Consider the following 22,581-nt stretch of genomic DNA (forward strand, 5'->3'; position numbering starts at 1 on the left):
CTCGATTAACTGATTTGATTCGGGTACGTATAGTAAGGAACCGTCGCCCATTTAGAGTGAAATGCTTCAACTTTTGCCACCAGTACCGTCATGTCATCTTGCGGGGTATCAATTGTTTCCCGCACGACACGCTCAAGTAAAAGATCTGCTACTTCTTGAGGCTCATCAGTTTCGATTTCACGAATCATTCGCTTTAACCAAATATCTTGATTTTCGATTTCGCGTCTGGCTTCAAACATACCGTCACTCATCATAATTAATAAGTCTCCTGACTCCAGTTGTTCATCAACCACATCTACATCAAATTCTTTAATAATACCGATCGGTAAATTGCTTGATTCAACACACAATACTTCGTTTCTGCGTTTAATAAAGCTTGGCGTTGAACCGATCTTTAAAAATTGTCCCTCAGCTGTTTGAAGGTCAATCATGACAAGGTCGAGGGTTGAAAACATTTCATCTGTCATTCTTAATGAAAGAATCGAATTAATTGACTTAATGGCCACTTGCTCATCAATCCCTGACTGCAAAATTTGTTGTAATAACGTTAATGTTTGCATACTTTCTTTCTGAGCTCGCTTACCGTTTCCCATACCGTCACTAATGGCTAGGGCGTGTTTGCCTTGTGGTAGTTCCATGACCGAATAACTATCGCCTGAGACAAAGCCCCCTCCTTTTGCGACATGCGCGACCCCCATATCGAGTTGATACCGTTTAGCAGATTGAAAGATCATAAAGCAATACCCATTAGGCATCGCTGATATTTCCTCTTCTTTTACGACGACAGACTCATTTAATATGTCAGATAAAATAGGCGCAATTAATTTACTTCCTTCGTCATTATATTGATACACCGCAATGGTCATTTCTATATCAATATTCCCTTTGTTAAGTGAATAAATATCAATTTCTTCAATGGTTAAACCAATCGACTGCAATGATGCCCAAATTTCACGTTCTTGCTTTTCATGATGGTGACGTTCGAGCACCATCTCTTTTGCGAAATTATTCATCACTTCAGAAACCCCCAATAATTGATTGGCGACAAACTGTCTACTCTCACCCACTTGCCGCTTTAAAGATTGATTGGCATGGTAGTGCGCTAATTCCTCTTTCATCACCGCTTCTACTTTTAGTGCTTTTAAACAATGTTTATAAAACTTAGCTTGTGTCGTTTGAGCGAGTTGAGCATTTTCTTCTAATTCAGTTTTCATCGTCGCCATTGTTTGATACGTCTTATCGAATTGTTTTGTCCAGCATGTTGTTTTCTTAAAACATGTCTGACACGTTTTTTCGGTTACTTGACTCAAAAACTGATCCATTTCTCGCTCCTCGGCCCCTACATCCGCCAATTCTTCTGGTGCTTTTATAAACGTTTCAGATAAAGCTAAGAAAACATCTGAGAAATTTTCCATCCGATTGGCGCACGTGTTTCTAAGTTTACTCAAATAATGCCTTTGTTCTTCTGCTTGTTCATATGTACCCGGTATAAATCGTGCTAACGTTTTGATCCACTGCTTAGGTGTTAAATAAAGCAGAATAATGGCAACGAGTGATACGTTAAATGATGAGAACAACTTCAATGATTCCGCTTGATAGATGCCTAACAAAACGGTTCCAATCAAAAGACCGAGACTTACACCGACTTTATTTGCATCTTTCATCAATCCACCTAACAATCCTGTAAATGCAAGTAATGACAGTTGTGTGAGATCGGGTTGATTAACAAAACTGAGTAGTAATCCAATAACGACACCGGCTGTTGCGCCAATTGTCGCTCCACCACTTAGAGATAACAAAAGAATGAAGTAACGAGAGGCTACATAATCTAGAGGAAGCCCAAATAATGCAATATTTGCAAGACCACAAATGACCGATGTGATTAAAATCGTGAAACAGACAACTTCTTCGGTTTTTAGTGTTAATTTATAGTGAACCGGTACTAAAAGCGGTGTGCTTTGAATAAAAATAAACAATAAGATTGTACACAAGAAGGCTTCAACACCCATCATTAACCAGGCATAGGCTGTAATGCCGTTTAGTAAATACTCAAAGAGCAAACGACTCAGCGCACTTACACCAAATGCAATGAACGGCGCAAACCTCGTTTTATTCACATCGATGTTTAATGTTAAAAAGAAACCAAATAACAACAATTGAATCAATAGATGATAAAACAAGACAAGCCCTAACGTCATGCCGCCCATTAAACTAAACACAATGACCGGTTTGATCCTGTTTGGCTTTACGACCCAGACACTAATCAAATACGCTAATATAAATGGACTTATCTCGTAAAATAAAGTCGCTCTAGCAAGTAAAAAGGCAATCAAATAGAAAATGACATCTTTTTTCTTTGCCCAGTTATAAATCATATTAAGTCGCCTGCGAATGAGGTCATAGCCATATTTCTTAAAATAATTTTTCATTAAGATTTCCATATTCATTCACCTCTTCATTCATATGAGGCTTATTAAAGCACAGAAATCATTTATTTTTTGTCAAAATGACGTGCCAGGTCAATAAATCGTTCGACATTTATTGTTTTTTCAGAAAATGTATAGCGAAAAAATAAAAATATATTGACACACCTAAACAGCTGTTGTATTATATCACTTGTGACTTTGAAAATTACGTCATGGCGGTGTAGCTCAGCTGGCGAGAGCGCACGGTTCATACCCGTGAGGTCGGGGGTTCGATCCCCTCCGCCGCTACCATTATCTCCAAATCATATACATAAATAGAGTCGTTAAAAAAGAAGAGGCAAATGCCTCTTCTTTTTTTATACCATTGTATAATTAACGACTATGACAACGGCTGTTAAACCAACCATCATGAGTAGAGCTATCGAATCACTTGTGTGCCATGTTAGCTGTCTGAAATGGGTTCTTTTCTCTCCTGATTGATAATTCTTCACATCCATCACATCTGCCATTTCTTCTGCACGGTTCAGTGAACTTGCAAAAAGCGGTAGAACAATGGGAACTAACTTTTTCATTTGCTCGACAATCGTACCTTCACCGAAAATCACACCTCGTGCGCGTTGAGCGTCCATCACACGCTGCGTTTCATCTAGCAAGTTCGGGATAAACCGTAATGAAATAGACAACATAAGTGCAAAATCATCGACAGGAACACCTAGTTTACGCAATGGTTTTAACAAGGCATTAATCGCATCTGTTAAGTCAACCGGCTTTGTAGAGAGTGTTAAAACCGTCGATATAAAGATAATTAAAATAAAGCGCATGAAAGTAAAGAGACCGACCCATAAACCTTGACTAGAGATTGTAAATGGTCCCCACGAAACAAAGACTTCACCACCGCCAGTGAATAAAACACGCATCATCGCTGCAAATAAAATAAGAAATATAAGCGGTCTAACGCCTTTTATAAATACTGACAAGCGTATCTTCGTTAAATACATAACACCTAACGTAAATAGTCCAACAAATAAATAACCAAGTCCATGATCGATAAAGAACAACAAACCGATAAAATAAAGAGCTGCGACTAATTTAGCTCGAGCGTCTAATCGGTGAATAATAGAATCGTTAGGGAAATAACGCCCAAGAATTAATGATTTCATAGGTGCGCTCCCTCCAATAGCTGATCTTTCAATTCTTGTTGCGTTAAGCAAACGTGTGGAAATACTCGACCTGTATGTTCCTCGATGAGTCGCTGGAGTCGAAGGGGTTCAGGTAATCCGATCCCTAATCTGTCTATTTCATTTTGATTAGAAAACAAACCACGAACCGTTTGATGTGTCGTCACTTGTCCTTTTTCCATTACTAAGACATTATCACAATACGTCACCACATCATTCATGTCGTGTGTCACAAGAATCGTCGTCGAATCATGTGTATCATGTAATGTCCGAAGCATCGCTAATATCTCCTGTTTCCCTTCTGGGTCAAGCCCTGCACCCGGCTCGTCCAACACTAAAACATCAGGCTTCGTTGCAATAATGCCCGCAATCGCCACTCGACGCTTTTGTCCGCCTGATAAAGAAAATGGCGATTTTGGTAAAATGTCCGGTGTTAAACCGACTTGCTTTAAACTTTGATCGACAAGTTGCGTGATTTCTTCTTTACTAAACCCAAAATTTTTCGGCCCAAACGCGATATCTTGTTCAACCGTTTCAGCAAATAACTGGCGCTCAGGGAACTGAAACACCATTCCAACGCGTTTACGAACTTTATTTAACGTTTTTTTCTTGCCATTTTTATCGATTGTTAAATCACCAACCGATACCTCTCCATCTGTCGGTAACAATAAGCCATTTAGTAATTTGAGTAAACTTGACTTCCCTGCACCCGTATGACCAACAACAGCTGTAAATGTATTTTTAGCAAGCTCAAGCGAAATACCGTCCACTACATTTTTAGATCGGATGGGCCCTAATTGATAATCTGCATACACTCGATTAAAATTTATTTGCATAGAGTATCCACCAACTCTGATTCGGACATGTAGTAATCTGGTAAATCCATCCCCGCATCAACGAGATCACGACGTAATTGTTCTGCGAACGGAGGCTTTAGCGAACTCATTTGCTTAAACACCTCAGCCGGTTTACCGCGCATGACACGCTCACCTTGATTTAAGACTAATAATGAATCAAAAAATTCAATTTCGTCTCGATCATGTGTAATGGAGATTATTGAAACATTCAATTCTGATTGAATGCGACGCAATGTTTCTAAAATAGAGCGCCTACTCATCGGATCTAGCATGACGAATGCTTCATCAAAAATCATAAGCTCTGGCTTTAGTGCTAACACACCTGCTAGAGCAACGCGTTGTTTTTGACCACCTGATAATTGAGATGGATCCTTTGTTCTATACTCATACATGTCAACAAGTTCAAGTGCTTCATCAACTCGACTGCGCATCTGTTCATAAGGGATATTAAGGTTTTCCAACCCAAACGCAACATCATCCTCAACAGATGTCGCAATGAATTGATTATCCGGATTTTGAAACACAATTCCCATTTGACGCCTCAGCATTTTTTTCGAACCCTCGTTTAGCTCAACACCATCTAAATAAATAGCTCCTTTTTCTGGACTTAATAGACCTGTTAATAGTCGAGCCAATGTTGATTTTCCAGAGCCATTATCACCGATCACGGCTAAAGATTCCCCACGGTTTAAATCAAATGAAATAGCAGACAGCGCATAGACATCTTGCGTTATATCATAGCGAAAACTGATATCACAAACTGAGAGTAATGGTTGATCTGTCATGCGTTGCTGCCTCCTTCTGCATGTAATGCTTTCTTCTTAATAATCGATAACCTCAAAGTCGTCATTGATGAGCTCAAACTCATCTTCAACACCACTACTTAAAATGATTTCTTTATCTCGACTCACAAAAATAGCTTCCGCATCATCAAGTGACTCAATGTAATCAATTCCATCTTCTAGACCTTTTGCAAAAACCACTGTTGATAATGCATCACCATCGGTTGAATTTTCACTAATAATGGTTACACCAGCAATTTCATTATCAAATGGATAACCTGTATCAGGGTTAAGTAAGTGATGATATTTCACACCATCTTCCTCTATATACCGTTCATAGATACCAGATGTAACGACAGATTCATCTGTAGACCTAATTCGACCTGCAATTTCCCCTCTCGGCTCGTAAGGGTTCTGAACACCAATTGTAAACTTATCACCAGATGGGCGATGGCCACGAACAAAGATGTTGCCACCCAAATCAAGAATAGCTGACCTTACACCTTCTTCTTCCATCAATTCATTGACTTTATCGGTAATATACCCTTTCGCAATCGCCCCTAAATCTAATTCCATACCTTCTTGTTCTAAGAATACCGTTTGATTCTCTTCATTCAAGACAACTGATTCATGATCAATTCGTTTTAAAACTTCATCAATCTCTGCTTGGCTAGGCACTCTTGCATCGTCATAACCAATGCGCCACAGATCTGTTAACGGCCCAACTGTTACATCAAAACCACCATCAGAATCCTCACCGAATTTCAAACTCACTTCCATTAATTCATACAGTTCATCCGGTACCTCGACCGGCTCAATACCAGCTTGTCGATTGATTTCAGAAACGACCGACGTATCAATTTCTTCACTCAACATATGCTCTAATTCATCAATAAGTTCCATAGATTCTTCAATGACATATTCCTTATCCTCATCATAGACACTTAAATTGATCACGGTACCAATATAAAAATCAGTTTCTTGATAGGGATTTTCAAGCAAACCGTCTTCAGTATTTGAACAACCGATCAATATAAAGACACTAACTATTGCCACCATTAAGAACTTTAATTTCATCTGAATAAACGCCCCTTTTATTTTTAACTGTGAAAATATTCACATTTATTAATTCCGAAAACGAGTATAGCATGTGTATTTAAGGCTGTCTATTTATTAGTATCAGACATGCTATCATTTTCATCTTGTTTATTTTATCGTGTTTAACCTTAAATGTGAATACTTTGTTTACTTTTTTGTATTATAATTAGTTTAAGATAACGTTACATGTTTCAATCTACGTCAAATGGGAAGCTTTATAACATAGACAAGATTGATTAGGAACGTTAGAATAAGGAACAATTGTTCATAAACGCACATATTTATGCCCCACGAATTCAAAAGGAGCGTCGATACCTTTGATGACACAAGAGATTGTTATACTAGGAGCCGGTTACGCTGGTGTACAAGTCGCTAAGCGTTTGGCTAAACAATATAAAAATGATGATTCGATCTCGATCACTCTAATTGATCGTCATTCTTATCATACCATGATGACAGGCTTACACGAGGTAGCAGCTGATCGTGTCAAGCCTGATGCGATTCAATATGACTTGCGAAAACTTTTTAATCGAACGAAAGTAAATTTAGTCACGGATACTGTGACAGACATTGATCACAAGCAGCAAATAGTCGTCACGGATGATGGTGAGTACCCTTTCGATTATTTAGTCATTGGTATGGGAAGCGAACCTGATGATTTAGGTATCCCAGGCGTGAGAGAGCATACCCTTAGCCTATGGTCAAAAGAGGATGCAATCAAGTTAAAACATCATATAGAAGAGACTGTCAAAAAAGCATCTGTTGTCCATGATAAAAAGACACGCCAAAAAATGCTCACCTTTGCCGTTTGTGGTTCTGGTTTTACAGGTGTTGAATTAGTCGGTGAATTACTTGAATGGAAAAATCGTCTCGCTTATGATCATAAGATCAGCCCTGAGTCCATCACCTTATATATCATCGAAAGGGATCCTTCGATTCTTAAATTTTTAGACCCCAAGGACTCAACGAAAGCTGAGACCTATTTATTAAAAAAAGGCGTCAAAATTTTAAAAGAATCACCGATTGTTGAAGTAACTGGAGATGAAATTCATCTAGAAAGTGGAGAAGTCATTCCAACATGCACACCCATCTGGGCTGGGGGTATTAAAGCCAACAATTTTGCAAAATCCTTTAATATGAACAAAGGCCCATCCGGCCGGATTGAAGTGAATCAATACTTAGAATCAACCTCTCATGAACATGTTTATGTAGCAGGCGATTTGGCTTATTTCGAAGAGAAGCCTAATCAACCTAACCCTAGAAATGCTGAGTCCGCTAAACAAATGGGAAAGACGATTGCTAAAAATATAACAGCCTCTATTAACGAAACGAAAAAAATTGCGCATCAACATTCAAACCGCGGTGCAATTGTTTCAATCGGATCACGCTATGGTGTTGCGAATTTAATGGGGTTTCATCTTAGTGGTTGGTTTGCGATGGTGTTTAAGCATTTAATGAACCTCTTTTATTTATTGAGTATCGGTAGTGGCTATTACACGTTTAAATACGTTGAACGTGAGTTTTTCTACACAACGGATAAGCGCAATATTTTTAGAGACTTCTTCAACCGATATGGCAATGCCTTATGGGCGGTTCCGCTTCGCATCTACCTCGGATTGTTCTGGCTCGTTGAGGGTGCTTCAAAGTTGTGGGGTGAGTCTGTTTGGACAGAAGCGACATCAACTTTATCAAATGTTGGGCTTTTGTTCAGGGGACTTGGAGAAGATTCTTGGCTCATCTCATCGACTGTGCAGATGGATACGAGTTGGTTACAGTTTACCTTTCTTCCTTCAAATGAGATGGCCATGTTTGTTCAGCGGATGATGATCTTTGTAGAGATCGGATTTGGACTTTTTCTTATTCTCGGTTTATTAACCTCACTTGTGAGTACATTAAGTGCGCTCTTAATTCTAGGATTTGCCTTCACTCAGACGTTAGAGTGGGATCAGCTATGGGCACTTCCAGCTTCCATTGCGTTATTAAATGGTGCAGGTCATACAGCAGGACTCGATTATTGGTTCGTTCCGTTCATACAACGACTACTCGGGCAATGGTGGTACGGTAAAGAAAAAGCCATCTATAAAGATAAGTAAAAATCTGATAAGATAAATGAAAAAGGGAGGGAAGAAATTTGAAAGCTTTTATCCAAATGCTAAAACCAGGCGATCTTTTTATCATTGTGCTTCTTTTAATGATTTCTTTTCTTCCTTTAGGCTATTTTTACCTGCAACAATCAGGCGATGGTGATTTAGTTGCTGTCATTTCACTTGAAAACGAAGAAGTCCAAGAAATTAATTTGAGTGAGCATGAAGAAGATACCGTATTTGATGTTGATACACCTGATGGCGAAACCAATACAATCGAAGTCTCGGATGGCTCAATTAGAATTAAAAGTGCCACGTGCTCTGATCAAGTATGTGTCAGAACAGGATTTATTGACCAAGTTGGACAAACGATCGTTTGCTTACCCCATCAATTAGTAATTGAAATACAATCACAAGAGCCAGGTCAACAATCTGATGTTGATGTTATTAGTTCTTAAGAAAGATTGAGAGGATTTATTTATGACTAAAAATCAACGTCTTGTCTATATCGCATTATTAGCAAGTCAAGCGGTTATTATAAGCTTAGTCGAACGTGCGATACCGTCCCCATTTTTCTTTGCACCAGGTGCTAAACTCGGGTTAGCCAATATTATTACGTGCATGGCTATTTATACATTGCCAGTGAAAGATGCAAGCAAAGTTGTTCTCATCCGACTGATTCTGGCGACACTGTTAGGGGGAACGATTTCCACTCTTTTATATAGTGGGGCTGGAGCCATTTTAAGCTTCATCGCTATGCTCACGATTAAGAAATTACGTTTTTTAAATATCAGCTTAATTGGTGTCAGTGCAACAGGTGCTGTCTTTCATAATATTGGGCAACTTGTTGTGGCTAGCTGGATTGCTCAAACATGGGCGGTTATGCTCTACTTGCCCGTTTTATCACTGATTGGTATTTTAACCGGGATCGCAATAGGGATTACAGCTAACTATTTATTAAATCATATTGAAAAACTTCACTACTACATGAATCTTCAAGCATTATAAAATATAGCATAAAAAAAGACGCTTGCGAATCTCACTTCGCAAACGTCTTTTTAATACGCTATTTAACTATTCGACAGAAACGTCGCCTTCAACTGTTCCGTCTAAATCAGCTGATGCTTCAAAATCTTCATTAGCAAATACAACATCCCCTGTTACAGTTGCTGTTTCATGTAACAAGAAGTCATCTGCATCAACGTAAACATCACCATCTACTGTACCACCTTGGAAGTTTAGGTTTTCACTCTCAACAACAAGTGTTGGAACAGTGATTGTCCATTGATCAACAATGTTACGATCATCATCTTGAGTGTATGCAGCAAATTTACGGTATACACCTTCATCTTCATCGTCGCCATCATAGAATGTTCCTGTAACAACAAGATCTTCATCTAGTGTCATATCATTTTCTGGAATGATGATCCAAGTACCATCTTCTCCAGCTGCTGCATGAAGACCTTCTGGATCATCAGCAAACGAAGCTGCTGCTACAGCATCTGTTTCTTCGTCGTCACCTGCATCTTCTTCTACACCCTCAGCGCCACATGCTGCAAGTACCATAACAGCAATTAGCATACCTAAAAATACTTTTAATTTCATTTTTTATCCCCCTATTTCTTAATTGTTAACTATTGAACTTGCAAAGTAATTATAACACATTTTCATACTTGTTGTACAAATAAGTTCAAAAATAGTTCCCGATTACTATCTTATTCTATCCGTTATGCTTATCACGTAAACATCACTTTTTTCACGCACAAAAAAAGTTACTGAGTCTCTATCATTCAGTAACTTTTCGTTAGCATTATTAAATGAATAAGTTCAAAATTATAAATGGATTAAGGGCTCCCTTAGACAGCAAGTTAACCTCTTTTGGCTCCACGACCTCCTCGTTTTGATTCTGTGTGCTTGCGTAGTGAAGCAAGACGATCTTCAGAATCTTTTAAGAAACGGTTCATTTTTGATTCAAAATTTTCTGGTTTCTCTTTTTTAGCTTTATGATCTTGGCTTGGCTTTCTGCGGTTTGGAGTCGGGTTTGATTTAGCCTTTTTAATGGATAAACCAATTTTACCGTCGTCTTCAACATTAATGACCTTTACAGTCACTTCATCTCCAACAGATAAATGCTCATTAATATCTTTGACATAGTTATCGGCAACTTCACTAATGTGAACAAGTCCTGTCTTCCCCTCTGGCAATTCAATAAATGCTCCAAAATTAGTGATACCTGTTACCTTACCCTGCAACTTGCTGCCTACTTCGATTGACATAAAAAAAATGCTCCTCCTTAAAAGTTAAAAAAAGATATACTTCTATTACATTATAGCCGTCTCACTAAATCAATGTCAATATGCAGGGTCTTCTTCGGTTAATTTAAAGACAATTTCACCTTCATCAGTGAAGAAATAATTCGTTTTTGCAATTCGCAGGACGTAAGACTCATCTTCGAGCAATCTAATTTCTTCGCGTAAGCTTTCTTCTTCAGATGCTAGAGATTCTTGCTCTTCAGTTAAGGCTTCTAACTTTTCCATTTGTTCTGCATGAATCGAGCGTTGGTTTAAATGGTGCGTGAGCAAACTAAAGGAAACGATTAGGGCAATGATTGAAAATGCAACAAGCCGTCTTTTGAGTGCACGTTTGCGTTTCTTCTGCCGTTCAATATGTGCATCATACTGATTCATGTATGTAGATTCTAGTCGAGTGACATTTCTTTTTCTTTCACCCATAATCAAGTTCCTCCTTATTGCTTTTTTTTCTTCCTTATGATTATATTCTTCATTCTACTATAAAATCCTGCTTCTGCCACTAAGTCATTATATGCATTTTTGACAAACCGACAGATTAAAAGTCGCACTGCGGCCGTTATAAGAAACTTAAACACTTGTTTAACACCGTTTAAACTTAATACGAGCACACGAAAAAGAACTAGAAATGGTGTTACGATAACAATGTTTATACATCTACTGATGTTCACTAGCCACCTGATCAATAAAGCCATACACTGATTTATAAAAAGGACAAACCGCTCTCTCATAAGCCGATTATAGGTTAGATAACCGATCAATATCGCAACTATATAATAAATATGAACATGTCCATTGTTTAACCAAATCATAAATATGAATAAGCCAAAGCTTAATCCCATCCAGTAAATGAACTGAACAACGATAATGAAAATTACTTTCCCTTTTAAATAACGTGTTAAACACTCACTTGTATCTAGACAACACCCAACCAAAATGCCTACACCATATATGGCCCATAGTGACACAAGTTGTTCTAAAGGGGTCATTTAAACAGCTTACCTAAAAAGCCTTTTGCACTTTTATTTTGGTCGTCTAAATAAGATAAATCGATCATCTTTCCTTTAATTTCTAATCGACCTTTGTTTACATCCAAGGTTTTGATTTGTAAATTCTCCCCACGCACCATCAAATAGCCTGAAACTGTTTCCAGCAAGAAGGTTTCGTTATCAAAACGATCAACATCTTTTACACCTGTAATGGTGATATATTGTCTGTTTTTTATTTGGATATCATGTTCTGCTTTTGCATTCGGCGACGTAAAATGGCTTGTCTCTTGGATCATTTAAAATGCCCTCCCTTATTAAATTATTACTAATTTATGCAAGGAGGGCGTAGAATAGACCATTTTAAAAAGGTTCGTCCTTTTTGATGGGTTCTTCTTTAATAACCGTATATAATGATGCTGCTTCATCTTTTTTTGTTGTCTCTTTTAATGATTCAACCTTTAATGTCACAATCTTTTGTCCAAATTGAATCACAAGTTCATCACCGATCTCAACCGTTGACGATGCTTTTGACTGATGCCCATTAATCGTAATTCTTCCTTGAGATGCTACCTCTTTTGCTAACGTACGGCGCTTAATTAAACGTGATACTTTCAAAAATTTATCGAGTCTCATTCTCTTCACTCTCCTCTTGTTTTTTACATTCTTCCCACAACCGGTCCATTTCTTCAAGCGAGGTTGTGTCTACACTATTACCCCTATCACTTATTGCTTTTTCAATATAGCGAAAGCGTCTTTCGAACTTATCATTAGCACCACGTAAAGCTAGATCACTGTTTACTTTATAGAATCGTGCTAAATTAACAGCTGCAAACAATAAATCGCCTATCTCTTCTTCTAGTTGATGAGCAGAATGAATGCGTACTTCTTTTATTTCTTCCATTTCTTCTAATAATTTATTAAAATATGCTTCTTCTGACGGATGATCGAACCCAACTTTTGCTGCTTCTTTTTGAATAGACTGACTTCGTACTAACCCATGTGCAGATTCAGGCACACGATCTAGGCGAGAGTGATCGGTTTGATGATTTTTTTCAGTTGCTTTAATCCTATTCCAATTGGCATGAAGTTCTTCTTCAGTATCGACTTTCACATCACCAAACACATGGGGATGACGACGAATCATTTTGTCTGTCACTGCTTTTGTGACATCTTCAACTGTGAAATAACCAGCATCTTCTCCTATTTGACTATGAAGCATTACTTGTAATAGCACATCACCTAGTTCTTCAACGATACCTTCATCGTCCTCTTCATTAATGGCATCAATCAATTCATACGCTTCATCTATTAAATGATGCCTTAACGATTCGTGAGTTTGAGCTCGATCCCACGGGCAGCCTCCTGGTGCGCGTAGGTCGTGAATAACTTGTTTTAACCTAAAGAAACGATGATTCAGTTCATCAGGGGTTGCCGGTTGAACATAAACACTTGTTAAATTACTCAATGTTACGGTGCGGTCAAGTTCGACTAAAGGTACTGTCTCAATTGATTCAGTCTTCGTTCCTGCTGCTTCTACAATGGTCACCGGATGATTTGGATCTAAGTCTTCCAACAATTCTAATTTCAATTCTGATGCACTTTGCGTGTCATAGACCTGACAGAAAATCAAATGATGCGTGTAATCGATCAAGTCACGTGAGAAGGACGTTGCATCTAAAAACTGAAACCCTTCAATCGGATCAATTTTTAAAGAAGTAAACAGATCGTCTAAATAACTTTGTCCCCCTTTAATGTCGACTGTCAGCTCTGACTCGAGTAAAAGTTGAACGGTTCTCTCTGCTAACATCGGATGCCCGGGTACCACGTAAATAATCGATTCTTGTTGATGAGCCAGTTCAACTAATTCTTTTGCTATAGCTTGATAAACAGATTCAAAGGAATCAAATTGTCGGTAGAAATCATCAAATGTTTCAAATGTAACCCCTTCTTGTTTAAGGGTTTCAAGAACGGGATGATCAGCCGTTCTTGCATAAATTTTTGCTGATGTTTTTGTTAATTGTCGGTATAGGCCGAGTGACAACTGGTCAATCTCACCAGCCCCTAAGCCTATAACATCTATTTGACTCATATCGTCACTCCTTTTTAGCAAACCGGTGTAAAAGAGGTAAACTGTTTAACTCCGCGTTCGTTAAGACACGCTTTGATACAATCCCTCTCACATAAATGAAAGCACCAAGGCTTACTATAAATAAAACATAAAACAGTAATTGAATCCGAGATAAGGGTAAAAGAATCTCGTTTGCTACTCTATTGAAAACATAGAGAATAGCAACCATTTGGACTAAACTATACATCCATCCCTTAACCTTTATATTAAATAATCGTTCATTAGGAATCTGGCGCTTTATTTCAACCATATTCAAACTTAAAATCACAACCGAGGCCAACACTGTTGCTAAGGCAGCGCCTGTTATATGAAAATACGGAATGAACAAGATATTAAATAGTACCTTAGACACAACGCCAATGAGAACGAATAAGGCTGTACGGTAAATAAAACCTAACCCTTGTAAAATGGCCGCACTCGAAATGCTGAGTGATATAAAAATGATCGACAGTGTGAAAATTTGAAGACTAAATGTTTCAAGATCTTCTTTAAATAATAATTCATTGACTTCACTAAAAAGAGTGATTAACCCCAAGCTCGCAGCTGAAGATAGAATGAGCGTTAATTTCCACGTGCTTCGAATCGCTTGAACAAATGTTTCGGTATCATTTTTTAGACGTGATTGTGTAACAGATGGAACCACACTTAATGTAAGGGATGAGGCAACAATAATACCAATTTGACTGAGCGGTTGTCCACGATCCAAAATCCCTTTTAATACTTGAGCCTCAGCCAGTACCATACCGTAACGCTCAAGTTGCGGCACTAATGTTAGAGCATCCACTAATTGAAGCAATAACAATAGCATATGGTTAATCGCCATCACAAAACCCGTACCAAGAATTAATGACACAAGTTGCCGATGACTAAACTCAGGATCTTTTGCCGGTTGATCAAACGCAAGACTTTTCTTTTGATGGAGACGATATAATACTCCTGCTGCGATCAATGCACCGATTGCACTAGCAAACGTTGCTCCGACCCCAACTGTGTAAATGGAGTAAGCATATTGACTAACAATATAACTTGAAAGAATAATCAAACTAACACGAACAACCTGTTCAATCAATTGTGATAAAGCCGTTGGAGTCATATGATTTTCGCCTTGTGATAACCCGCGGTAGTAAGCAAGTATTGGAAATGGAATGAATAAAACCACACTTGATTGAATCACTTGGGTTAATTGCACGTCCTGCATAACCGTGGCAATGTGTGGTGCTAAGCTATACACCATGATAATGAGTGTGAGTGCAAATAATATCAATTGAATCAAGATACGTTTTTTCACCGCACTAGATAAGGGTTCTTCTCTTGTCGCCACTAGCCGTGAAATCGCGGCTGGCATGCCGTATAAAGCTAAAATGGAAGTCATGCCTATAAATGGATAGACTTGTTGATAGACATAAAATCCAACATCTCCCGTTAAATTTTGAAGCGGAATACGATAAAATGCACTGAGTACTTTGCCAATCAAACCCGCATATGTTAGCAGTAGTGCTCCTTTTAAAAAATGTCGTTCTCCCCGATTTGTCTTCATCCGCTAAAATACCTTTCATTTTAAGAAATATCTCCCATTATATCACACGAAAACCCCTTGTTAAGTTATTTCACAACTTAATAAGGGGTTCTATGTTCGCTGCATAGACGATTATTCCATTTGTTTACCTAAAAAATTAGCTGCAATATCAATCGCTAAAATCGCTTCATCACCTAAAGATTCATCTTCTCGGAATGCGAGGATCGCTCCCACCGCATCACCATTGGCCACAATCGGAGAGATGTGATAAAACCCTCTCATCTCTGGCTGATCTTGATACAATTCAACCGATGTCTGTGTCGTTTGAGTATCACTTTCTCGATTAAGCATTAATGTTTCAATAAAGCGTGGTATCGGTTTGTTTGTATATTCTTTCTTTTTGAAACCTGACGAGGCAACAATCACGTCGCGATCATAAACGAGAATCGGCTGCTTCAAAGCTTCATTCAGGCTATCGGTGTATTCCTGGCTAAACCTTGTCAACTCTTGAAAAGGAGAGTATTTTTTTAAAATCACTTCTTTTTCACGATCCACAAAGATTTCTAATGGATCACCTTCTCGAATCCTTAAGGTTCGCCTAATCTCTTTCGGCACAACAACGCGCCCTAGGTCATCAATTCGTCTTACAATACCGGTTGCTTTCATTGTTATATCCTCTCTTTCTGTCTTCTGCCCTTTTTTTGGTGCTTAGAAATAACAATCGCAAATATAGTATGGTTGCAAAAGAGATGTAATATACATGATTAATTCTTTATTTTTTCCAGTCTTTCCAAGAATGTATGCAAGTACTGATAACGCTCATTATAAGTTTTCTTATCAAATCGGAATGTGATTACCAAACGGCCTTGATCTGTCCCTAGACGAATCATTCGACCGAAGTCTGTTGCATAACTAAATAACTTCTCACCATCTACAGTTTGGCTTGCCGCTTCATCAATTGTTACCGTAATGGTCTGCTTTTGTTCCTTAACGGTTTCTGCTTGTACTGCCTTAGCTGCGATTCGCAAGCGGCTGGCTGTGAATAGCTGGCTGACCTGATTTGGATAGTCTCCAAACCGATCGACTAATTCTTCATCAATATCGGATAACGTCTCCTCATCCGTTGCGGATTGGAATCGTTTATACATGTTGATTTTTTGTTTACTATCTGAAATATACGAATCTGGAATATAAGCATCCATAATTAAATTAAGCTCCGTTTGCACATCTTTTTGAGTGTCTGTCGCCTCATTTTGAGATTGTTTACGTTCGACTGCTTCTTTTAGCATGTCGGAGTATAGATCAAAACCAACAGAATCAATAAACCCATGCTGCTGTGCACCTAATATATTGCCTGCCCCTCTAATGGATAAATCACGCATGGCAATCTTAAAGCCGGATCCTAATTCAGTAAATTCTTTAATCGCTTGCAGACGCTTTTCGGCAATTTCTGAGAGTACCTTATCTTTTTGATAGGTGAAATAAGCATACGCAATCCGATTGCTTCGACCTACACGACCTCGCAACTGATACAACTGGCTTAGCCCCATTCGATCTGCCTGGTCTACTATTAACGTATTCACGTTTGGAATATCGACACCTGTTTCAATAATGGTCGTACTCACCAAGACGTCATACTCACCTGCTAAAAAGGCTAGCATCACGTTTTCAAGTTCTGTTTCATTCATTTGACCATGCGCCACAGCCACACGTGTTCCTTCATGTATCATTTCAATTTCACGGGCTTTTTGTTCAATATTATCGACCCGATTATACAAGAAGAAAACTTGTCCACCACGATTCATTTCACGTTCAATTGCTTCTCGCAAGAATAAGTGATTGAACTCTAATACATACGTTTGAATCGGGAAGCGGTTGGCCGGTGGTGTTTCAATAACAGATAAGTCTCGCACCCCGAGCATCGACATGTGCAATGTTCTTGGAATAGGTGTGGCGGTTAGCGTTAATACATCAACATTTGTTTTCAGTTGCTTAATCTTCTCTTTATGTTTAACACCAAATCGTTGTTCCTCATCGACAATTAATAGTCCTAAATCTTTGTAGACAACATCTTTTGAAAGTAAGCGATGGGTCCCGATCACCATATCAACGCGACCTTCTTTTAACCCTTTTAATGTCTTTTGTTGTTCTGCTTTTGATTTAAAGCGACTAAGTAGGCCAATTTCTACCGGATAATCACGAAAACGTTCCATGACCGTTTCAAAGTGTTGTTGGGCAAGAATCGTTGTTGGAACTAAAAATGCAACCTGTTTTCCTTCTGCGATCGCTTTAAAGGCAGCACGTATCGCAACTTCCGTCTTACCATAACCAACATCACCACAAAGCAAGCGATCCATTGGTCGTACTTTTTGCATATCTTCTTTGATTTCTTCAATACACCGTAGTTGATCCTCCGTTTCTTGATACGGAAACGCATCTTCAAACTCACGTTGCATGACAGAATCTTCACTAAATGCATAACCTTTCGTTGCTTCACGCTCGGCATATAATTTAATTAAATCATCGGCAATATCTTCAACTTTTGATTGAACCTTATTTTTTACTTTTTTCCATTCAGAACCGCCGAGTTTATATAATCTTGGCTCTTTTCCTTCTGATGCCACGTATTTTTGAACTAAATCGATCTGATCGATCGGGACAAATAATTTGTCATCACCGTTATATTGCAGTTGCATAAAGTCTTTATGAACGCCTTGAACCGTTAATGTTTCAATCCCAATAAATCGTCCGATTCCGTGATGCACGTGTACGACATAATCGCCTACTTTTAGTTCTTGATAATTTTTAATTCGTTCTGCATTCGTGATTTTTTTAGGCTTTCGTTTCCTCTTAGACACTTTAGATTTAAACAGTTCTTGATCCGTTAAAACAGCTAGTTTTTGTTGTGGCAACTCAAAACCTTGCGTTAGTGTACCAACCATTACGACCGGTTTTTTTAAAGGTAACGGGGTTGTTTGGTCTGCTAGGTCTGAGTCAATTTGATAGTCTGATAAAATGGCTTGTATTTTTTCAGCCCGTTTCGGTGTCGGTGCTAGAAAAACGACTGAGTATTGACCTTTTTGCCAACGGGTTATTTCAGCTTGTAAAAGATGCATCTGACCATGAAACTCCTGCATAGAACGACTGGATACATTGATAATGTTTTCAGGTTGTGTGTTTTGAACTTGTCTTAAAAACACAGATAAATACACTTTAGGCTGCGTCATTTTTGAAAGCAATTCATTCGCATGAAAAGATAAATAGCTTCCTTTAACTAATTTTTGCTCCATCACCATCGATTCAAGCCATTCATGTTCTTCACGATCCAAATAGTCTGCAGACTCTTGAATCCGTCCCATTTCATCTAAATAAATATAACCATCTTTGCCTAAGTAATCTAATAAGCTTGAAGGGTGTTCATATAAATATTGACTGTATTTTTGAATATCTTCAACATCGTCACCTCTTGAGAGTCTTTCAATATCATTGGTTATATTTTCATAGAGTATCTGTTTGCGTTCTTTATCGGTCATTGACGACAATGACTCGCTTAATGCTCCTTCTAAACGGTGAGCAGCTCTTAAACGATCTTCTTTAGTAATAAGCACTTCTGATACGGGTTGAATGTTGACTGTCTCAAGTTTTTGAATTGATCGTTGGGTGTCGATATTAAATGTTCGAACCGAATCCACTTCATCATCAAACAGTTCAATTCTTATCGGTTGTTCTTCTGTGATCGGATAAAGATCAATAATCCCTCCGCGCACACTAAATTCTGATGGATTACTCACCATATCCACACGTTCATACCCCATTGTAACGAGCGTTTCGATATAGTCATTTAAGTCAATCGCATGTCCTACTGTAAAGTCGAGCTGAAATCGATCCCAATAATCCATTGGAGGTAAAAGTCGTTTAAGTCCAGCTACTGGTGTAACCAACACACCTTCTTGTTGTGTTAACCAAGTAGAAAGCGCCTGAATTCTTTGAGCTCTCAGTTCAGGACTCGACACGGCTAACTCCGCAACCATTAACTCATTGGCTGGAAACAAATGAACATCATCAGGAGCCATCACCTCTGTTAAATCTGCATAAATTTGTTCAGCTTGGGATAAATGATTTGTTACAATCAACGAGCGACGCTTTGTTTGTTGATGCACAGCACCAATCCACATGCTACGTGCTGAGCCTGTTAACCCTGTAACGAGTTGCTCATTTAAACCTTGTTCAATACCAGATTGTATTGACTTTATATCATCAAATGTTGTTAGAAATGTATGTATCCCCTTCATGTTAATTGCCTCCTTCTGTTTACCTCCGTGAACGTACAAAAATGCTTTGGTTTTAAAAAACCAAAGCTTTCTTATACGCGTTCGGATCGATCATTAATGGATGAAATAATCAAGCTCATGATAGTCTGGGTAAGTTTTCAAGGCATCTTCACAGCTTTCACAAATGACAAAAACATCAACCACACCTGATTCGGTTTTCTTTGTCATTTGTTTTTGTTCTTCTGTTGTAAAATACCTAAACCCTAATTGTTCAAATGTTAAACGTTGATGATTCAGTTCAGCAAGTATTGAGAAACAATGTTTGCATCGATAACGAACATGCACACTAACCCTCCTAAAGAACGGATGTCTAAAAGTATTGACGGTTTAGACGATCATTTATACGTCTATGGAGAGTTTATGCCATTTAATTAAATTCATTCATGACTTCTTGGAATGACTTTTCAAACCATGTTTCACATGCATCTGCCGCTTTTTGAATACTTTGATCAACAGATACCTTATCAGATTTTGGAAATTTACCTAGAACATGATCCACAACAGATACACTTTCTTTAGGTCGATCAATACCCATCCGTAATCGATTAAATTGTTTCGATTGTAATTGATCAATGATGGAGCGGATGCCATTATGACCGCCATGTCCACCAGTTTGTCTTAATCTAATTTTACCAGTCGGTAAATCTAAATCATCATAAATCACTAATACATCTTCAGGCTCTAATTGATAAAAATCCATCAGTTCCTTAATGCTTTCACCAGATCGGTTCATATATGTTTGAGGTTTGAGTAAAATAATCTGCTCATCGCTCACTCGTTCTTTCGTCAAGTGACCTTTAAATTTATTTTTTTGTAAAGACCATTTGTGTCGTTTAATCAGCTCATCAATCACCATAAAACCGATGTTATGCCTTGTTTTAGCATATCGAAGACCCGGATTACCTAAACCTACTATACATTTCATAAATATACACGCTTCCTTTATTCATTTGCTCAAGTCCTATTGTACGCATTAATGCGTGAAAAATAAAGGCATCCAAAATGACTTGTTCAGATTTCAACTAAAGCAGACATAATAAAACGAATGATTCATTCAATAAATTGAATGAATCATTCTTGTAAGCGACTCGTTATATCACTATCTACACGATTTACTCTGTTTCTTCCTCTTCTTCTCCACTGTCACCTTTTTGGCCAACAAGTTCTGGTTCAGCGTCTTCATCTTCTTCAGTTTCTTCTAAGTCTTCTTCAGAATCTGGAGCTGTTACCGTTACAATCGTTGTATTTTCATCTTCTAAGATCTCGTAATTCTTACCATCTTTTAAGTCAGAGATCATAATTGAATCCCCAACATTTAATTCAGATACATCAACTGTGATCTCTTCAGGAATTTCTCTAGGTTTAGCACGAACAAGTACTTCATAAAGTGGTTGTTGTAGTACGCCACCTTCTTTAGAACCAATTGCTTCACCTAATAAGTGAACAGATACGTTGACGTCCATTTCTTGAGACATGTCAACAACATAAAAGTCTGCATGAATTAATTGGTCTTTTAACGGTTCAATTTGATAATCATGTAGCATAACATCTACCGTTTCACCATCTTCAACATCTAAAGAGATGATCGTGTTACGTCCTTCATCACGAACTGTTTTTAATAATTCAATCGTATTAACCGCAACTGTGATAGGGTCATTGTTGTGACCATATACGACAGACGGTACCATGCCCGCGTCTCTTATACTCTTTGTACTTCCTTTAGTTAAATCATTTCTGCGTACTGCTTTTAATGTTGCCATTATTTTAACCTCCAATAATTTTCATTCATAGCCATTCAAATAATCAATATACTTGATTTATTTAACTATCGCCAAGTCACTGCCTCATCTTGTCGATAGGAAATAATAATTGCTGACTACCTATTTACCCTCTACTATACCTTATTAAACCTAATTCTTAAAGATTAGTCAAATAGGACACTAACAGAAAGTTCTTCGTGCACACGAATAATCGCTTCGCTGATTAGTGGTGCAACAGATAAAATTCTTACTTTTTCTGTTTGTTTTTCTTCTGGTAATGGAATTGAATTCGTCACGACGAGCTCTTTAATTGGTGAGTCTCCAATCCGATCCAAAGCAGGCCCTGATAAGACTGGATGTGTACAGCATGCATAAACATCTGTAGCACCGCTTTTAATTAGCGCATTTGCAGCTAAACTGATCGTACCTGCTGTATCAATCATATCATCAATTAAAATCGCCGTTCTTCCTTCTACATCACCAACAATGTTCATCACTTCTGCCACGTTAGGTTTCGGTCGGCGCTTATCAATAATTGCAATTGGAGCCTTTAGCCTTTCAGCTAATTGACGCGCACGTGATACACCACCGTGGTCAGGTGAGACGATTACAACATCATCTAGTCCTTTTTCATTCCAGTAATCACCCAAAATTGGAACCCCAACCAGTTGATCAACTGGAATGTTAAAGAACCCTTGGATTTGAGGTGCATGTAAATCAAGTGTAATCACACGTGAGGCACCTGCAACCTGGAGAATATCAGCTACAAGTTTTGCTGTGATCGGTTCTCTTGCACGTGCTTTACGATCTTGTCTTGCGTAACCATAGTAAGGAATGACGACATTAATCGTTTGAGCTGATGCACGCTTTAATGCATCAATCATAATGAGAAGTTCCATAATATGCTTGTTAACGGGAGCACTTGTTGATTGCACCACATAAACATCACAACCACGAACGCTTTCTTCAATGTTGATCTGGATTTCTCCATCACTGAAGCTTGTTACTGAGCATTCGCCCATTGGCACGCCAATTTGTTCTGCAATTTCATTGGCCAAATCAGGGTTGGAATTAAGCGTGAATACTTTTAGCTTTCGATCTTGATAAGTTTGAGACATGCCAT

General features: G+C 38.3%; 22 protein-coding genes and 1 tRNA gene. 4 read left to right on the forward strand and 19 right to left on the reverse strand.

Annotated features, from left to right (window positions below; translation table 11 throughout):
• Positions 1–5: 5 nt before the first annotated feature.
• Positions 6–2,429: a stage II sporulation protein E gene (gene spoIIE, locus BLR62_RS11060; RefSeq protein WP_245719460.1), complete on the reverse strand. Its 2,424-nt coding sequence runs from the start codon at positions 2,427–2,429 to the stop codon at positions 6–8.
• A 211-nt stretch (positions 2,430–2,640) separates the two neighbouring features.
• Between spoIIE and BLR62_RS11065 the strand changes: the two genes are divergently transcribed.
• Positions 2,641–2,717 (forward strand) — tRNA-Met (locus tag BLR62_RS11065).
• Positions 2,718–2,782: 65 nt separating this feature from the next.
• Here the strand turns inward: BLR62_RS11065 and BLR62_RS11070 are convergent.
• From BLR62_RS11070 to BLR62_RS11085, 4 genes are read right to left on the reverse strand one after another with little or no spacing between them, the layout of a single operon-like run.
• Positions 2,783–3,586, reverse strand: coding sequence for an energy-coupling factor transporter transmembrane component T family protein (locus BLR62_RS11070; protein ID WP_090796928.1), 804 nt, complete (start codon positions 3,584–3,586; stop codon positions 2,783–2,785).
• Positions 3,583–4,440 carry an energy-coupling factor transporter ATPase gene (locus BLR62_RS11075; protein ID WP_090796931.1) on the reverse strand — a complete coding sequence of 286 codons (858 nt, stop codon included), beginning with the start codon at positions 4,438–4,440 and terminating at the stop codon, positions 3,583–3,585. Before BLR62_RS11075 ends, BLR62_RS11070 begins: the two co-directional genes overlap by 4 nt.
• The gene (locus BLR62_RS11080; protein ID WP_090796933.1) at positions 4,431–5,246 is read right to left on the reverse strand and encodes an energy-coupling factor transporter ATPase; all 816 of its coding nucleotides are present in this window, start codon (positions 5,244–5,246) and stop codon (positions 4,431–4,433) included. The genes BLR62_RS11075 and BLR62_RS11080 overlap by 10 nt, the downstream gene beginning before the upstream one ends.
• 36 nt (positions 5,247–5,282) lie before the next feature.
• The gene (locus tag BLR62_RS11085; RefSeq protein WP_245719461.1) at positions 5,283–6,302 is read right to left on the reverse strand and encodes an FAD:protein FMN transferase; all 1,020 of its coding nucleotides are present in this window, start codon (positions 6,300–6,302) and stop codon (positions 5,283–5,285) included.
• Between the two features lie 356 nt (positions 6,303–6,658).
• On the opposite strand from BLR62_RS11085, the gene BLR62_RS11090 reads away from it, so the two are divergent.
• From BLR62_RS11090 to BLR62_RS11100, 3 genes are read left to right on the forward strand one after another with little or no spacing between them, the layout of a single operon-like run.
• Positions 6,659–8,434, forward strand: coding sequence for an NAD(P)/FAD-dependent oxidoreductase (locus BLR62_RS11090; RefSeq protein ID WP_090796937.1), 1,776 nt, complete (start codon positions 6,659–6,661; stop codon positions 8,432–8,434).
• A 38-nt stretch (positions 8,435–8,472) separates the two neighbouring features.
• Positions 8,473–8,883, forward strand: a complete 411-nt coding sequence (locus BLR62_RS11095) for a NusG domain II-containing protein (protein ID WP_090796940.1) — start codon at positions 8,473–8,475, stop codon at positions 8,881–8,883.
• A gap of 22 nt (positions 8,884–8,905) precedes the next feature.
• Positions 8,906–9,433: a Gx transporter family protein gene (locus tag BLR62_RS11100; protein ID WP_090796941.1), complete on the forward strand. Its 528-nt coding sequence runs from the start codon at positions 8,906–8,908 to the stop codon at positions 9,431–9,433.
• A gap of 66 nt (positions 9,434–9,499) precedes the next feature.
• Here BLR62_RS11100 and BLR62_RS11105 read toward each other — a convergent pair whose 3' ends face one another.
• The 14 genes from BLR62_RS11105 to BLR62_RS11170 all read right to left on the reverse strand — a co-directional run bounded on the left by BLR62_RS11105 (position 9,500) and on the right by BLR62_RS11170 (position 22,576).
• Positions 9,500–10,030 (reverse strand): hypothetical protein, encoded by a 531-nt coding sequence (locus BLR62_RS11105; RefSeq protein WP_090796944.1) that lies wholly within the window; start codon positions 10,028–10,030, stop codon positions 9,500–9,502.
• Between the two features lie 263 nt (positions 10,031–10,293).
• Complete coding sequence (locus BLR62_RS11110; protein WP_090796945.1) at positions 10,294–10,701, reverse strand: S1 domain-containing RNA-binding protein; 408 nt, start codon at positions 10,699–10,701, stop codon at positions 10,294–10,296.
• A 75-nt stretch (positions 10,702–10,776) separates the two neighbouring features.
• Entirely contained in the window at positions 10,777–11,157 is a 381-nt protein-coding gene (locus BLR62_RS11115) for an FtsB family cell division protein (RefSeq protein WP_090796948.1), read from the reverse strand.
• 14 nt (positions 11,158–11,171) lie between these two features.
• Positions 11,172–11,723, reverse strand: a complete 552-nt coding sequence (yabQ, locus tag BLR62_RS12710; protein ID WP_090796950.1) for a spore cortex biosynthesis protein YabQ — start codon at positions 11,721–11,723, stop codon at positions 11,172–11,174.
• Positions 11,720–12,019 (reverse strand): sporulation protein YabP, encoded by a 300-nt coding sequence (gene yabP / locus BLR62_RS11125; RefSeq protein ID WP_090796952.1) that lies wholly within the window; start codon positions 12,017–12,019, stop codon positions 11,720–11,722. Before yabP ends, yabQ begins: the two co-directional genes overlap by 4 nt.
• Before the next feature lie 64 nt (positions 12,020–12,083).
• On the reverse strand, positions 12,084–12,356 hold the full coding sequence (locus BLR62_RS11130) for an RNA-binding S4 domain-containing protein (RefSeq protein WP_090796954.1): 273 nt from the start codon (positions 12,354–12,356) through the stop codon (positions 12,084–12,086).
• On the reverse strand, positions 12,343–13,812 hold the full coding sequence (gene yabN / locus BLR62_RS11135; RefSeq protein WP_090796956.1) for a bifunctional methyltransferase/pyrophosphohydrolase YabN: 1,470 nt from the start codon (positions 13,810–13,812) through the stop codon (positions 12,343–12,345). Before yabN ends, BLR62_RS11130 begins: the two co-directional genes overlap by 14 nt.
• A gap of 4 nt (positions 13,813–13,816) precedes the next feature.
• Positions 13,817–15,388: a putative polysaccharide biosynthesis protein gene (locus tag BLR62_RS11140; RefSeq protein WP_090796958.1), complete on the reverse strand. Its 1,572-nt coding sequence runs from the start codon at positions 15,386–15,388 to the stop codon at positions 13,817–13,819.
• Between the two features lie 111 nt (positions 15,389–15,499).
• The gene (locus BLR62_RS11145) at positions 15,500–16,033 is read right to left on the reverse strand and encodes a stage V sporulation T C-terminal domain-containing protein (protein WP_090796960.1); all 534 of its coding nucleotides are present in this window, start codon (positions 16,031–16,033) and stop codon (positions 15,500–15,502) included.
• Positions 16,034–16,131: 98 nt separating this feature from the next.
• Positions 16,132–19,659 carry a transcription-repair coupling factor gene (gene mfd / locus BLR62_RS11150; protein WP_090796962.1) on the reverse strand — a complete coding sequence of 1,176 codons (3,528 nt, stop codon included), beginning with the start codon at positions 19,657–19,659 and terminating at the stop codon, positions 16,132–16,134.
• A gap of 93 nt (positions 19,660–19,752) precedes the next feature.
• Positions 19,753–19,983 carry an anti-sigma-F factor Fin gene (locus BLR62_RS11155; RefSeq protein WP_090796964.1) on the reverse strand — a complete coding sequence of 77 codons (231 nt, stop codon included), beginning with the start codon at positions 19,981–19,983 and terminating at the stop codon, positions 19,753–19,755.
• An 82-nt stretch (positions 19,984–20,065) separates the two neighbouring features.
• The gene (pth, locus tag BLR62_RS11160) at positions 20,066–20,623 is read right to left on the reverse strand and encodes an aminoacyl-tRNA hydrolase (protein ID WP_090796966.1); all 558 of its coding nucleotides are present in this window, start codon (positions 20,621–20,623) and stop codon (positions 20,066–20,068) included.
• A 187-nt stretch (positions 20,624–20,810) separates the two neighbouring features.
• A complete protein-coding gene (locus BLR62_RS11165; RefSeq protein WP_090797027.1) occupies positions 20,811–21,461 on the reverse strand; it encodes a 50S ribosomal protein L25/general stress protein Ctc in 651 nt (216 codons plus the stop codon).
• Positions 21,462–21,622: 161 nt separating this feature from the next.
• Positions 21,623–22,576, reverse strand: a complete 954-nt coding sequence (locus BLR62_RS11170) for a ribose-phosphate diphosphokinase (protein ID WP_090796968.1) — start codon at positions 22,574–22,576, stop codon at positions 21,623–21,625.
• Positions 22,577–22,581: the final 5 nt, after the last annotated feature.

It is taken from the genome of Pelagirhabdus alkalitolerans, assembly GCF_900096905.1.
GTDB lineage: Bacteria > Bacillota > Bacilli > Bacillales > Amphibacillaceae > Pelagirhabdus > Pelagirhabdus alkalitolerans.